At 52.9% G+C, this 13,899-nt stretch carries 13 protein-coding genes; 9 read left to right on the forward strand and 4 right to left on the reverse strand.

What is annotated here, in order from left to right; translation table 11 throughout:
* Together aspS and LBO03_03990 are read left to right on the forward strand one after the other, a co-directional pair.
* A partial coding sequence (aspS, locus tag LBO03_03985; protein MDR3348756.1) for an aspartate--tRNA ligase occupies nucleotides 1-1,214 on the forward strand: 1,214 nt, incomplete at its 5' end.
* Between the two features lie 236 nt (nucleotides 1,215-1,450).
* A complete protein-coding gene (locus LBO03_03990; GenBank protein MDR3348757.1) occupies nucleotides 1,451-1,819 on the forward strand; it encodes a hypothetical protein in 369 nt (122 codons plus the stop codon).
* 189 nt (nucleotides 1,820-2,008) lie between these two features.
* Here the strand turns inward: LBO03_03990 and LBO03_03995 are convergent, their stop codons facing one another.
* From LBO03_03995 to pnp, 3 genes are read right to left on the reverse strand one after another with little or no spacing between them, the layout of a single operon-like run.
* A complete protein-coding gene (locus tag LBO03_03995) occupies nucleotides 2,009-2,458 on the reverse strand; it encodes a dUTP diphosphatase (GenBank protein MDR3348758.1) in 450 nt (149 codons plus the stop codon).
* Nucleotides 2,439-3,692: an insulinase family protein gene (locus LBO03_04000; protein ID MDR3348759.1), complete on the reverse strand. Its 1,254-nt coding sequence runs from the start codon at nucleotides 3,690-3,692 to the stop codon at nucleotides 2,439-2,441. Before LBO03_04000 ends, LBO03_03995 begins: the two co-directional genes overlap by 20 nt.
* The gene (pnp, locus tag LBO03_04005) at nucleotides 3,689-5,782 is read right to left on the reverse strand and encodes a polyribonucleotide nucleotidyltransferase (GenBank protein ID MDR3348760.1); all 2,094 of its coding nucleotides are present in this window, start codon (nucleotides 5,780-5,782) and stop codon (nucleotides 3,689-3,691) included. Before pnp ends, LBO03_04000 begins: the two co-directional genes overlap by 4 nt.
* 706 nt (nucleotides 5,783-6,488) lie before the next feature.
* Here pnp and rplS point away from each other — a divergent pair.
* From rplS to LBO03_04035, 6 genes are all read left to right on the forward strand, one after another.
* Nucleotides 6,489-6,830 (forward strand): 50S ribosomal protein L19, encoded by a 342-nt coding sequence (rplS, locus tag LBO03_04010; GenBank protein MDR3348761.1) that lies wholly within the window; start codon nucleotides 6,489-6,491, stop codon nucleotides 6,828-6,830.
* A 110-nt stretch (nucleotides 6,831-6,940) separates the two neighbouring features.
* A complete protein-coding gene (lepB, locus tag LBO03_04015; GenBank protein ID MDR3348762.1) occupies nucleotides 6,941-7,471 on the forward strand; it encodes a signal peptidase I in 531 nt (176 codons plus the stop codon).
* Between the two features lie 45 nt (nucleotides 7,472-7,516).
* The gene (gene ylqF / locus LBO03_04020) at nucleotides 7,517-8,371 is read left to right on the forward strand and encodes a ribosome biogenesis GTPase YlqF (protein MDR3348763.1); all 855 of its coding nucleotides are present in this window, start codon (nucleotides 7,517-7,519) and stop codon (nucleotides 8,369-8,371) included.
* Nucleotides 8,372-8,695: 324 nt separating this feature from the next.
* Nucleotides 8,696-9,463 carry a ribonuclease HII gene (locus tag LBO03_04025; protein ID MDR3348764.1) on the forward strand — a complete coding sequence of 256 codons (768 nt, stop codon included), beginning with the start codon at nucleotides 8,696-8,698 and terminating at the stop codon, nucleotides 9,461-9,463.
* Between the two features lie 6 nt (nucleotides 9,464-9,469).
* Nucleotides 9,470-11,332, forward strand: coding sequence for a hypothetical protein (locus LBO03_04030; protein MDR3348765.1), 1,863 nt, complete (start codon nucleotides 9,470-9,472; stop codon nucleotides 11,330-11,332).
* A 13-nt stretch (nucleotides 11,333-11,345) separates the two neighbouring features.
* Nucleotides 11,346-11,648 carry an EscU/YscU/HrcU family type III secretion system export apparatus switch protein gene (locus LBO03_04035; protein ID MDR3348766.1) on the forward strand — a complete coding sequence of 101 codons (303 nt, stop codon included), beginning with the start codon at nucleotides 11,346-11,348 and terminating at the stop codon, nucleotides 11,646-11,648.
* 53 nt (nucleotides 11,649-11,701) lie between these two features.
* Here the strand turns inward: LBO03_04035 and LBO03_04040 are convergent, their stop codons facing one another.
* The gene (locus LBO03_04040) at nucleotides 11,702-12,364 is read right to left on the reverse strand and encodes a helix-turn-helix domain-containing protein (GenBank protein ID MDR3348767.1); all 663 of its coding nucleotides are present in this window, start codon (nucleotides 12,362-12,364) and stop codon (nucleotides 11,702-11,704) included.
* 146 nt (nucleotides 12,365-12,510) lie between these two features.
* Between LBO03_04040 and dapF the strand changes: the two genes are divergently transcribed.
* Complete coding sequence (gene dapF, locus LBO03_04045) at nucleotides 12,511-13,344, forward strand: diaminopimelate epimerase (protein MDR3348768.1); 834 nt, start codon at nucleotides 12,511-12,513, stop codon at nucleotides 13,342-13,344.
* Nucleotides 13,345-13,899 lie beyond the last annotated feature (555 nt).

A 13,899-nucleotide genomic window follows, 5' to 3' on the forward strand; every position in this document is an offset into this window, starting at 1 on the left:
ACGCCCTGCCGCAATCGCCGCAGCTTTTCAAACAACTGCTGATGGTAGCGGGGATGGACAGATATTTTCAGATTGTCCGCTGCTTTCGCGACGAAGACCTGCGCGCCGACCGCCAGCCGGAATTTACCCAAGTGGACGTGGAAATGTCTTTCGTCGGGCAAGAAGACGTCATGGCCATGATGGAAGAAATGATCAAATATGTTTACGAAGGCGCCATCGGGCGGACGGTGGATATTCCTTTCCGAAGATTAAGCTACGCCGAAGCTATGGGCAGTTATGGCTCTGACAAGCCGGATCTGCGGTTTGACATGCGCTTGGTCGACTTGTCGGAAACAGTTCGGGGCTGCGGCTTTAAAGTTTTTGAAAGCGCGCTTTTGGGCGGCGGCGAAGTTAAAGCGATAAACGTAAAAGGACGGGCCGACATACCGCGCCGCGAACTGGACGGCCTGACGGAATATGTCGGCAATTACGGCGCCAAAGGCATGGCCTGGCTGATGGTTACGGCGGAGGGAATAAAATCGCCGGTGGCGAAATTCTTCAGCCCGGAGATACTGGCGGCAATTTGCGCGAAAACCGGTGCCGAACCGGGCGACCTGCTGTTGTTTATCGCCGATAAGCCGGCGGTAGTGGCGCAGGCCCTTGGCAATTTGCGCCTGGAAATGGGGCGGCGGTTGGGATTGATCGACGAGGGCGCTTTATCCTTTTTGTGGGTGCTGGATTTTCCCATGTTTGAATACGATGAGGAAGAAAAGCGTTATATCGCCATGCATCATCCCTTTACGTCCCCCGTTGAGGACGATGTCCCGCGCTTGTCCGGCGATCTGGCCGGCATACGCGCCAAAGCCTACGATATGGTATTAAACGGCGCCGAGGTCGGCGGCGGCAGCATCAGGATACACCGGCGGGACGTGCAGGAGAAAGTGTTCTCCGCCATCGGCCTGTCCCCGGAAGAAGCCAGGGCTCAGTTTGGCTTTCTGCTGGACGCCTTCGAGTACGGCACGCCCCCGCACGGCGGCATTGCCTTTGGCCTGGACCGGCTGGTCATGATCATGGCGGGGAAAAAATCCATAAGGGATGTCATAGCCTTTCCCAAAACGCAAAGCGCCACCGATTTGATGACCCAATCACCTTCTTATGTGACGGAAAAACAATTGCGGGAACTGAACATAAAAAGCACGGTTCCCGTCCGCAAAGAATACGGGGAAAACGAATAAATGGAAATAGCCGGGACAGCAAACAAAATGCGCTGCCCCGGTCGTTGCCGGCAAGGGCGGCCATGCCCGTACCCGGCAAAAAACTTTTAAAATTTAGAGCCTGTTGATATTATCCGAAATGTTCAGATTTTGAACGAATTTTTTGTCAGGCGCGGCGCAAAACGCAGGCGAGGCCGTAGGTTCAACAAGGCTTTGCGCCAAAGCATGGCGGACAATTTGCCAAACATACCACCTTGATGAATGTCTGGAAGCGCCTTTTTGAAAAACAAATGACCCCCTTGTGCGGATTTGGCTCCATCATAAAAAAAGAAGCCGTGGAAAAAGGCGATTTTTTGGAAGGGGCGGGTTCCTGCGTTTTCGTGCCTGTTTGGGAAGAAGGCGGGCAAGACATCATCAATATACCCGCCGGGGAATATCTATGCATGTATAAATATGGCATGCCTTACGATACGGAACATCTGACAAGGTTTATGAGCTATATGAACGAAAAATCTTATTCTTTGGTGGGCGACATCATTGATGTATGCCTTCTTGACACTACTTTTTACAGCCAGGGAAATAAGGTGGACTTATGCGTTCTGCAGGCTCCTGTGCGGAAAAATTGACGATAGCGCAGCCATGCTTTTCCGCCGCGCCGGGGAAATTTCTCGCAATATGGCCTCTTGCTCCCTGCCCGTGGACAATGGTTCAAACCGCATGTGCCCGCGCCCCGTACCGCCCGAAATTGAACGCGGATTCACTGCGCCCAAAACCGGGGGCGCGCCTTTTGCTTTTCGGGCCGCCGTTCGGATAGGCTAACCGGTGCTGCCAAACCCGCCGCGCCGGGCTTCTTTTTTTTGCTCCCGGTCGCCGTCCGCCATAAGGTATTTATAAAAAATGCCCTGTGCGATGCGCTCGCCTTTTTCAATTGTTACATCCGTGCCTGAATGATTTAAAAAGGCAATGATTATATGTCCTTCATTGTCGGGATTGTTGTAATAATCAGCGTCAATTATTCCCTGCCCGTTGACCAGGCTGAGCGCGTTATTCACGGACAGTCCGGACCTTATGTGTACGCCGAGGAATTCGTCGCTTCGCATATACGCTTTTAAGCCGGTCGGCACTTTTGTTACCAACCCGGCTTTCAATACGGCGCTTTCGGCCGCCGCAATATCATAACCGGCGCTTTGGGCGGTTCTCCTTTTCGGTAGGTTTATGTTCGCCCCGCCGTATTTTGTTACTGTCTCAAAACCGCGTACCCGCATGGTGCAACGCCTTTCCGGAACATTTCGGCCCTAGTCCGACGATGGCCGGCCGAATGCCTTTAAACAGCCGCGCCGCCATAGCGGCTACATCGGTTAGGCTTGCCCCTTTGATTTTGGCAATCAATTCTTCGGTTGGGATGAGCGGTTTTCCTAAAACGGACAGCTTGCCCACGCGTTGCATGCGCCCGCCGGAATTTTCCAGCCCGAGCAGCAAACTGCTGATCAACTGTTCCTTGGAGTCTTGCAATTCGTTTTCGGTCAGGCCGTTTTCCGCCACTTCGCCCATGATTTCTTCCAGCGCCGCCAGAAAAAATTCGCCTTTCTCCGGGTTGACCGCAGCGTTTATGGTAAAAAGTCCGGCATCGCTGTAACTGCTGAAAACAGAATCAATAAAATACGCCAGCCCTTTTGTTTCCCTTATTTCCTGGAAAAGGCGGGAACTTGCGCTGCCGCCGAGACGGTTGCACAGGATGGAGGCCGCATGCCAGGAACAGTCCGCCAGCGGTATGCCCGGTACGCCCCATATTATCTGCGACTGTTCCAAGTCTTTTGGGATAAATTTGCGCCCGGCGGCAAAGTCCGGCGCGCTCGCCGGTATTTTTTTCGCCTGGCCGGACAGCCCGGACAGATATTTGTCGGCGAGGCCGCAAATATCGCCATGCCGAACATTGCCGGCGGCGGCAACAACAAGATTGTCCGGGGTATAAAAATCATGCAGGAAGTTGGCGAGGATCCGGCCGTTTATTTTCCTGACGTCCTTTTTGTCGCCTGTAACATTGCGCCCGAGAGGGTGATCGCCCCAAACGAAGGAGAAAAACTCGTTTTGCGCCAATTCTTCCGGATCGTCATAGTACATGTCGTATTCTTGCATGATTACTTGTTTTTCTTTTTTGACGTCGCCGGGCAAAAAGCGCGAGTGCAGAAACATGTCGGCCAAGAGATCAAACAACTGTTCTATATGTGAGTCAAGCGCCCTGGCATAATAGCAGGTATATTCCGCCGCCGTGAAAGCGTTTAACTGCCCGCCGATGCGGTCGGCTTCCAGCGCCAGTTGCCTCGCGTCGCGTCTTTCGGTGCCCTTGAAAAACATGTGTTCGATGAAATGCGCCGTGCCGCAAACTGTATCCTGCCGCGCGCCGCAGGCTACCCAAAAGCCGAGGGAAGCCGAGCGCACCTCGTGCATACTGTCGGTAACAACCCTGATGCCGTTGGGCATAATGGTTTGTTGGATCATTTAACTGCCGGCGCGTCCCTTTTCAATACTTCCTTGCGCGACAGGTTTACCCGGCCTTGCCGGTCGATTTCCGTAACCTTGACTACTACTTCGTCGCCTATTGCGACAACATCCTCGACTTTGTTCACCCGCTCTAGGGCCAGTTGCGAAATGTGCACAAGCCCTTCTTTGCCGGGCAATATTTCGACAAAAGCGCCGAAGTTCATCAAGCGCGTAACCTTGCCGGCATATATTTTGCCGACTTCGACTTCGGCGACCAATGATTCGATGATTTTTACCGCTTTTTCCGCGCCTTGCGGATCGACTGCGGCGATAAACACCTTGCCGTCGTCTTCCACGTCAATCTTGACGCCGGTATCTTCCACGATTTTCTTGATGATTTTGCCGCCGGGGCCGATAATATCGCGAATCTTGTCAGGGTCAATCTGCAGGGTAATGATGCGCGGGGCGTACGGCGACAATTCGCCGCGCGGGCGGTCGATGGCCTCTAACATTTTGCCCAGGATAAATTCTCGCCCACGCTTGGCCTGCGCCAAAGCAGCCGCGAAAATATCCTTGTTTATGCCGTCGATCTTTATATCCATCTGAATGGCGGTTATGCCTTTTTGCGTTCCGGCCACCTTAAAGTCCATATCGCCCAGCGCGTCCTCCAAGCCTTGGATATCCGTCAGGATGGTAAAATTTTCGCCGTCTTTGACCAGTCCCATGGCCACGCCGGAAACAGGCGCTTTTATCGGCACGCCGGCATCCATAAGGGAAAGAGTGCTGGCGCAGACGCTGGCCATGGAAGACGAGCCGTTGGACTCCAGTACCTCGGAAACTAACCTCAGCGCGTAGGGGAATTCGTCTTCTGACGGTATTACCGGCAAAAGCGCCCGTTCCGCCAGCGCGCCGTGCCCTATTTCCCTGCGCCCGGGCGAGCGCAAGGGGCGGGTTTCGCCCACGCTGTAAGGAGGAAAATTATAATGATGCATATAGCGCTTGGAGTCTTCCACGCCAAGGCCGTCCAGTATTTGCCCCTCGCGCAGGGGGGCGAGGGTGGCTATGTTAAGCACCTGCGTCTGTCCGCGGGTAAAAAGGCCGGAACCATGGGCCCTTGGCAAAATGCCCGCTTCACAGGAGACCGGCCGCACTTGGTCTATCTGTCTGCCGTCCGGCCTGATTTTATCAATAGTAATCAATTTGCGGACGGCTTGTTTCAGCAATTTTTGCAAAACATTGCCAATATCCTTTTTGTTTTCCGGGTATTTCTCCAAAAATTTCTCTGCCGCCTCATTTTTCAGACGCGCTAATTTTTCTTCGCGCGCTAATTTTTCTGGGACTTTAAGAGCGTCTTCCATAGCGGAATAAGCGTATTCTTTTATCTCCTTGGTTAGTTCGGCCGGCGGTTCGTAAAGCGCGGGCTTTATTTTCTCGCGGCCGATTTCGGCCGCGATTTTTTCCTGGAATTCCACCAATTCTTTTATGATCTCGTGCCCGAAAAGGATGCCGCCCAGCATGGCATCCTCGGAAACTTCGCGCGCGCCCGCCTCCACCATCAAAATAGCGTATTTTGTGCCGGCTACGGCAAGGTTGATTTCACTTTTTGCTTGTTGCTCAATGGTCGGGTTGATAAGATATTTCCCTTCAATAAGGCCCACGCGCACTCCCGCTATCGGCCCGTCAAAAGGTATGTCGGATATGGAGAGGGCGCAGGATGCCCCGATCATGGCCGGTATGTCGGGAGAATTGTTCTGGTCTACCGAAAGCGCCGTGGCGACTATTTGCACATCGTTGCGATAACCGTCCGGAAACATCGGCCTTATGGGGCGGTCGATCAATCTGCTGGTAAGCACGGCCGCTTCGCTCGGGCGCCCTTCGCGTTTTATAAAACCGCCGGGTATTTTCCCGACGGAATAAAGTTTTTCCTCAAAATCAACTGTCAGCGGGAAAAAATCTATGCCCTCCCGCGGCTCTTTCGAGCCGGTAGCGGTTACCAGCACGGCCGTATCGCCGTAACGGACAAGTACCGCTCCGCCGGCCTGTTTAGCCATCTTGCCGCTTTCGATGGTGAGCGTTCTCCCGCCCAATTGCATACTGTAACTGTTCATGCAAAAGATCCTCCTTTTGTTTGTCGCAATTTTTTCAATCAATATACATATTACCATGTATTTAGGCAAAAGCATAACTATTTTTATGGCGATAAACCGGCAATGCGCAGTTTCATTGCGCTGCCATCGCGATTAGCTCCGGCGGCAAATCGTCAATGCCTTTGCCTTTCTTGGCAAACCGCCGCAAAAGCCCGTTGTGTAGCGCGTTCGTGCCTTTTTCCCAACTGCGGCAAGGGTGGCAGAAGTAAACGGGGCGCTCAACAGCATCCCTCAATCCAGCAATTTTAGAGCCGCTGCCTCCTGCTATGCTCTGAAAAATGCCCTTGGCAAAATGGCCGAATCCGGCGCGGATTTCGCAGGCCGCCTCGTCAACCGCCTTGCGCTTCCGACTTTACGGTTTAACCGCTGTCTGCTTGCGGCTCTTGCGACCGACAGTCGTCATCACAGCCGTTTTGTCAGGTCGCTGTTCAGTTGCACGACACTCCCGCGCCTTGTTTCGCGGCTGGCTGTGGATTTGTCCCGCCCGATTTTCTTGGCTATCGCCGCTACCCCGTGTTCATTCTTGAACCGAAAATTGATTTAGGTGGTGCGGGAATAATTGTTCTTGAAGATATGGATTTTGTATGATAAAATCTATGAGATACAAACAGGACGGTCCTCTGAAGCGCGCTGGCTCAAGAACGTCCGGGAATTCAGGAGGATTGTTATGAATATTATTGAAATTTTGGAAAAAGAACAGTTAAAAAAAGACATTCCAAGTTTTTGGCCAGGCGATACCGTACGTGTCCATGTCAAGGTCGTCGAGGGAAACCGTGAACGCATACAGGCTTTTGAAGGCGTTGTAATAGCGCGTTCCGGCGGCGCGGTAAGGGAAACTTTCGTAGTCCGGCGCATTTCCTACGGAGTGGGGGTGGAACGGGTGTTTCCGTTGCACTCGCCTAAAATCGACAAAATAGAGGTTGTCCGCCGCGGCGTGGTACGCCGGGCAAAACTTTATTATTTGCGCAAACTCACCGGCAAGGCGGCGCGCATAAAAGAGAGAAGATAAAAACGGCGTTATAACAAAAGATCTCCCCGCCTCATTTTTCCCTGCCGTTTACGGTAGGGAAAAATGAGGCGGGGATAGGCGTAATTGCCCATCTGCTTGGGAGTGACAGCATGTTTAAAAAAATAAATTGGCAAAATGAAATCAAAGATTGGCTGATTTCGATTGTAATAGCAATCGTGCTGGCGTTTCTGATCAGAACTTTCATCATTGAGCCGTACATGGTCGAGGGGCCGTCCATGATGCCGACTTTGGAAAATCATGAGCGGCTGTTGGTAAATAAATTTATTTATACCTTTGATGAACCCAAAAAAGGCGAAATAATTGTTTTCCGCTATCCGCGCGACCTTAGCCGCGACTTTATCAAACGGGTAATCGCCACGGGCGGAGACACTATTGAAATCAGGCGCGGGACGGTGTATGTAAACGGCGATCTTAAAGAGGAAAGCTATATACTGGAAAGGGCCAAAGGTTCCTATAATAAAGTCATAGTGCCGGAAGGCCATGTGTTTGTAATGGGCGACAACCGTAACAATTCCGAAGACAGCAGATACCCTGACGTGGGTTTTGTTCCCATGAAATTGGTGAAAGGCAAGGCTTTTGTGGTGTTTTGGCCGGCGGCGGTTTGGCGGCTGCTGCCTTAGAAAGGGAAAGCGCGGATAGGGCGCAGGGGATAGCGGAGGTGCTTTTTGCGGGAATTGTCCGTTCAATGGTTTCCCGGTCACATGACTAAAGCGAAAAGGATGATCGCCGAAGAGCTGAAGCTTATCGACATTGTGATCGAAATGCTTGACGCTCGTATTCCGGTCGCCAGTTGCAATCCGTTGCTTGCGGAATTAATCGGCGGCAAGACCCGGGTCATAGTTCTCAACAAAAGCGATCTTAGCGATCCGGCGATAACGGGAGAGTGGCTGCGCCATTACGCGGAAAGCGGCTTGCCGGCCGTGCTGCTTGACTCCGCCCGCGGCCGGGGCGTAAATAAACTTATGGATGCGCTGAAACAGGCCGCCGCGCCGATTGAGAAAAAATGGCTGGCGCGTGGCGTGAAAAATAAAAGCATCCGGGTGATGATCGCCGGCATCCCCAATGTCGGCAAATCGTCGCTAATCAACCGCTTTTTAAAAAGCGCGAAGGCACAGGCCGCCGACCGGCCTGGCGTGACTAAGGGCAAGCAATGGCTGAAAGCCGGCAACAATCTTGAGATGCTTGATACTCCCGGCGTACTCTGGCCTAAGTTTGAAGATCCCCATGTCGCTTTCGCGCTTGCCGCGACCGGGGCGGTCAGGGACGCGGCGTTTGATGTTGAACAGGCGGCGCTTTCGTTGCTGGAGTTTTTGCGGGAGAAGTATCCCGATAGTTTTGCTTGCCGCTATAAATTGTCGCTTACGGCGCTGACCGCCGCCGAAGACGTATTGGCGGCGGTCGCCAAACAAAAAGGCTGTTTGCGTTCCGGCGGCGCATTTGATCTGGAAGCCGCCGCCAAACATGTTTTGACCGATTTTCGGGCCGGGCTTTTGGGCAGGATATCGCTGGAGGCGGTTTAGCCATGGCGGACGGCGGCTAATGTTCTGACTTAAAAAGCATTAACATCAAAACACTTGCAAACGGCGCTGGGAACATCTTCGCTGCCAGAAATGATATCAACCTGACTGCGTTTCATGTTTGCCCAATCTTTTTCAATAGAATTGCTGCCCTAAGAGTAGACGGGCAAAAACAACAGCTTAAGGCCGTGTCTGCGGCACAGGTTTTTCAGTTTCTTCTGTAAACCCATTGCCGTCTGCCGAATATTTTGCGGAAACTTCAATACTTTTTGAGTTAGGGCGCTATTTCAGGAAGGGAATGTTTGTAACTGTTTGCGGGAGATAAATATGCTGCTTTCACAAATAAAAGAGATTTTGGCCGGTAATCCTGCCGCATCCGTGCTGGAAGAACTTTCCCGCGACGGGCGGGCCGGGGCGCGCAAACTTTTGGCTGCGCACAACAGGCGCGAAGGCTTGAAGATAGCTGAACAGGCGCGTGTTTTTGCGTTGTATAAATATGAAAGGGAATTGGCCGCGCAAGGCCATAACCGCGTTGCCGGCGTTGATGAGGCCGGAAGGGGGCCGCTTGCCGGCCCTCTTGTCGTTGCCGCGGCTATTTTGCGGATCGGCTGTTTTTTGCCCGGGCTTAACGATTCCAAACAGGTACCTGCCAGGAAACGGGAAGAATTGTATGAGCTGATTAAAGAACAGGCGCTGGCTTTCAGCATAGAGATAATACCGGCTAAAATGGTGGACAGTTTGAATATTTACCAAGCTACGCTAAACGGCATGCGCAAGGCGCTGCTGTCGCTGCCGTTTTCCCCTGGCGCCGCTTTGATTGACGCCATGCCCTTAACTGATTTGCCTTTTCCAACGATATCATTAGTGCATGGCGACAGTTTGAGCGCTTCAATCGCGGCGGCCTCGATTTTGGCGAAAGTTACCAGGGACCGGCTGATGGAAGGACTTTCCCGGCAATACCCGCAGTACGGATTTGATCGGCATAAAGGCTACGGGACAGGCGAGCATGTGAAGGCGATCGCGGACTTTGGGCCGACGCCTGAACATCGGCTGTCTTTTGAGCCGCTCCGCAGTATGTTTAAAGCAGCGAGGTGAGTTAGCGTGAACATCCAGAACGTATCGCGGCCGGTCAATAATATTGTGCCGGCAAACAGTGGCGGCGCGGAAGAAACAAACGCGCCCGTAAGCCCTGAAGGGGCGGAACAGGCGCTGCCGGCGCCGGCGGCCGGAAGGGATGCGGCGATCCTTTCGCCCGGGCAGGACGCAATCGACGCTTTATTGAAGGAACTCGCCGAAAAATTGTCTTTTTCGGAAAAAGTGATAAACGGCATGCCGGAAAGCTTGAAAAATGATATTAAGAACCTGTTGGCGCAAAAGGCCACTTTGTTTGATTTGGGCAAAGGATTGGTCAATCTCGTGCAGGGACAGAAGGATATTTTCAACAATCTCAACAAACTGGCCGGCGAGCTTTCCCGGCTGGCGCAATTTATGGCGGAAGCGGCGCCGGAGGGCGCGGCGGAAACTGCGCGCCATCCGAGGGCCGGCAATGATTACATTCCTTTTTCCCGGGACGCCGTGCTGGCCAAATTGGATCTTCAACATTTCCGGCAATTGCTGGCGAGCATTGCCGGCGGCAAAGATGTCGTCCGGGCCGGAAAAGATGGATCGGAAGCCGCGCCGCCTAAACCGGAAAATGCGCCTGCCAGCCCCCAAAAGGCTGTTTTGGCGCCATCGCCCAAACAGCCGCCGCCAATATTGATAAACAGGCAAGCGATAGAAGCGGCTTCCGGCCAAAAGCAGACGTCCGGGAAGGTTGCCGAGGCGCCGGCGCGGCCGGCCGGAGCGGAAAAAACCGGCGCAGCCGCAGACGAGCCTGCCGCCCGGTCGGATAGCGCCGCCGATGGGCAGACGGTTAAAGGGCGGCCGGGGCAAAAGGCCGATTTGTCGTCCTTTTTTCGCAATATGACCGCTGTCAGAGGGTTGGCGGATACGGACGGAGTAAAAGCTTTGGCCAATTTGGCTAACGCCATAAAGGGTACCGTGAACAAGACGGCAAAGCAACCCGAGCAGGAGCGGGACGCCACGGTTGGGCAAAAGGGCGCGCCCGCCGGGGAAGTTACACGGCAGCCTTCGCGCGGCGGCAGTTGGCCCTCCGGCGTTTTGCTGGCTAAGGCCAAAGAGGCGCTGCCGGAATTGCCGGGGCAAAGCTTTACTGCGAAGGCGGAAAGCATTGCCAATCTTTTCCAAAACCTGGCCGCGCTGAAAAAATCGCTTGACGGCATGGCGGGGGCAGACCCTCGCCTGGCGCGGGCGCTGAAAGCCTTAAACGGAGATCCGGCGGTTTTTTCTTTGGACGAGAAGGTCCTCCTTACCGATGTGTTTGAGCGGCTGGTCAAAGAACACTTCCGCGACAGAGCCGGACTTGATGTTTTGGAGCGCGCCCTTAACCGCCTGACGGCGAAAGAGCAGATGCCGCTTGACAAAGAAACCGCAGGATTGCAGGTTTTCGCCCGATTGCTCAAATACGCCGACAGTTTGCAATATCCGCGCCGGCAAGTGCAGGCATGGGCGAACGCCCTGCGCGATCTCGCGGACAATATGGTAAAAACAATAGCTGGCCAAGGGGATAAATCATCTCAGCATATACAGGGTTCTTTTGTTTTTAATCTGGCGAGTGAAGGGCAGGAGAAACATACGCCGGTATATATTGACGTTTACCGGGAAAAAAACGGCGGAAGGGAATTTGCCGGCAAAAGCGGCGAAACATGGCTGAGGATAAAGGTCAGCCCCGAATATGTTGGCCAGGTTACCGCAATATTTCATCTTTATCAGGAATCGCTTTTAGACGTAAAGATAGTCTTTGCCAATCAGGACGGCATGGAAGAGTTCAGCCGTTTCCTGCCGGACATCGAAGACGCATTGCGCAATACCAATATGCAGGTCAACAGCATAGTGGTTGCATAACAGAGGTAAAATTATGGCTGAAGAAAAAAAGGAAATCGCCCAGGCGGTCGCTTTAAGCTATGACACGGAAAAAGACAGCGCGCCGAAAGTCGTGGCGAAAGGCAAGGGCGTTACCGCCGAGAACATTCTTAAAACGGCGAAAAGCAGCTTTGTGCCCGTCTATCAGAACAAAGCCCTTACCCAGATGCTCATGGCGCTGGAAATAGATAGTGAAATACCGCCTGAACTTTATCAGGCGGTCGCCGAAGTGTTGTCGTATGTTTATAGGGTGGACAAGCTGCTGGAAGCGAACAAGCGACTGGGCAGCGAATTATAGCCGGCGCATCGTGCGCGTGGGTGCCGTGTCCGTTGGCCAAAGGCCAAAAACTGTCAGAAGTTTCTTCTTATTTCTACCACTCGGCCGTAAATTTGATCGTCTTGGGCAAGGGCCGGCAGAGGGCAGCTGCCATCGGCGGCTTCCCGTCCGTCTTTGCGGACAAGCCGCAAAGAGACGCCGCCCGGCGCTTTGTTCCATACCGCAGCTATATCGCCGGGCGCTGCCACATTTTGCCGCCGTACAATAGCCGCGTCGCCTTTTAATATGCCGAAAGCGCGCATGCTGTCGTCAGGGACCCGCAACAAGATATACTCGCCTGCCGGCGCCTTGGCGGCGCGAATGTATTTATCAGGATACTCATAAATTGTTTCTTGGCCGCCGCGCTTTATGGCCTCGTTCAAAAAGGATATTGGCGGAGCGTCCGGCAAAAGCGCCTGCCCGTCAGCAAAAGGTTGTGTCGGCAAAGCGGAAGGCAAAACGCCGCCGGTGCCGAAAAGAACGGAAAAAGCGTTGACGGCGGGCTGATCGTCCGCTATGTCTTCCGGGGATACTTTAAAAAATTCAGTTATTTTCGTTAAATCCTGCGCGCTGGGATCGCGAAATCCTGTTTCCAGTCCTTCAAGCATGGATTCGGGGATATTTAGTTCCCGCGATAGTTCCTCTAATGAAAGCCCTTTGTCCAGGCGCAGTTTTTTCAGTTTTTCGTCAAAATACATGTAAATCGCCCCCTGTCCTTCATAAAGTATAAAGCATCGCTTTCCGGCGGTCAATTGCCGCGCATCGCTTCGGTAAAAGATAAGGTTGTTAAATAATGGCCTTGGTGTTAAAATGTAAGTGAGCCAAAACAAGGGGGCATTTTGCTTTGAAGTTTACCAAATGGCACGGGCTGGGCAACGATTTTATAATCCTTGATGAAATTGACGCGAAAATAGACGCGGCGCCCTTGGCCGCAAAGCTTTGCGACAGGCATTTCGGCGTGGGCGCCGATGGACTGTGTCTTCTGGAGACAAGCGACAAAGCCGATATACGTATGCGCCTTTTCAACTCCGATGGCAGTGAAGCGGAAATGTGCGGCAATCTTATGCGTTGTTTGCCGAAACATTTGTATGAAACGGGAATTTGCCGCAAAAAAAATATGCTGGTGGAAACGCTTGCCGGCATAATAAAGCCGCAACTGATTTTTTCTGGGGCGGAAATTGCCGCCGTAACGGTTGATATGGGGACGCCCAAAACCAGGCGCGGCGAAATTCCTATGTCCGGCCGCCCGGACGCGGAAGCGGCCGGCGTTGAAATAACGGTCGGCGGCAGGAAATTTACCGGCCGGGGCATATCGATGGGCAACCCGCATTTTGTTACTTTTGTTGACGATATAGACAGCATAGATGTGTTTTTGTATGGGCCTTTGCTTGAAACCGACAGTTTGTTTCCGGCGAAAACCAATGTTCATTTCGCCGCGGCCGCTGCTAAAAACAAAGTCCGTATGCGCGTTTGGGAAAGAGGTGCCGGCGTAACGCTCTCTTGCGGCACAGGCGCTTGCGCGGTGGCGGCGGCCGGCATGCTTGACGGCCTTTTGGCCGACAAAGTGGAAGTCGCGGTTGACGGCGGCAGCCTGTTCATTGAGTGGCCGGGCAAAACCGGTTCTATTTTCATGACCGGCGCGGCGGAAAAAGTATTTGCCGGCGAGGCCTATCTATGATTGAATTTACTTATACTGTTCCTGGATCAAAATCATATTACTTGCGGTCAATTTGCCGCCTTGCTTTGACCTAAAGCCTTGCCGGGCATACGGGTTCGGCTGCGTTTTGCGCCGGACGGCAAATTATCTCGCCAATCCTACTCATGGTGTAACCTTAGAATAAAATTGGAAACATTTTCAGGGCGCGTTGGCGCTGCCGTTCAATGCCCGTTTCCCGGCGGACGGCCTGCTTTGTTGAAAAAACTTAGCGTGCCTTTAGGCATGCCTTGGATTTTGCCGCGCCCGGCGAAAAATCCGCTCAGGACCTTTCAGATAGCTCCGACAATCCCCAATGGGGGAGGCGCTTGGGATTATCCGCGACGATGCAGGACAAAATGCTATTAATTACGTAACAGGAGATGATGCCGCAGAAAGAAAAGCGGCGGATAATTATGAAAAGTTTTTTCATCGCGGTTTTTTTGACCTTTTTTTGCGTTTGCAAGGCTGACGCGCTTGCGCTTATGAACAAAACCAACATAAAGGAAGCTCAAGAATATGGCATAATGCGCTACCAGG

It is taken from the genome of Acidaminococcales bacterium (assembly GCA_031290885.1).
GTDB lineage: Bacteria > Bacillota > Negativicutes > Acidaminococcales > JAISLQ01 > JAISLQ01.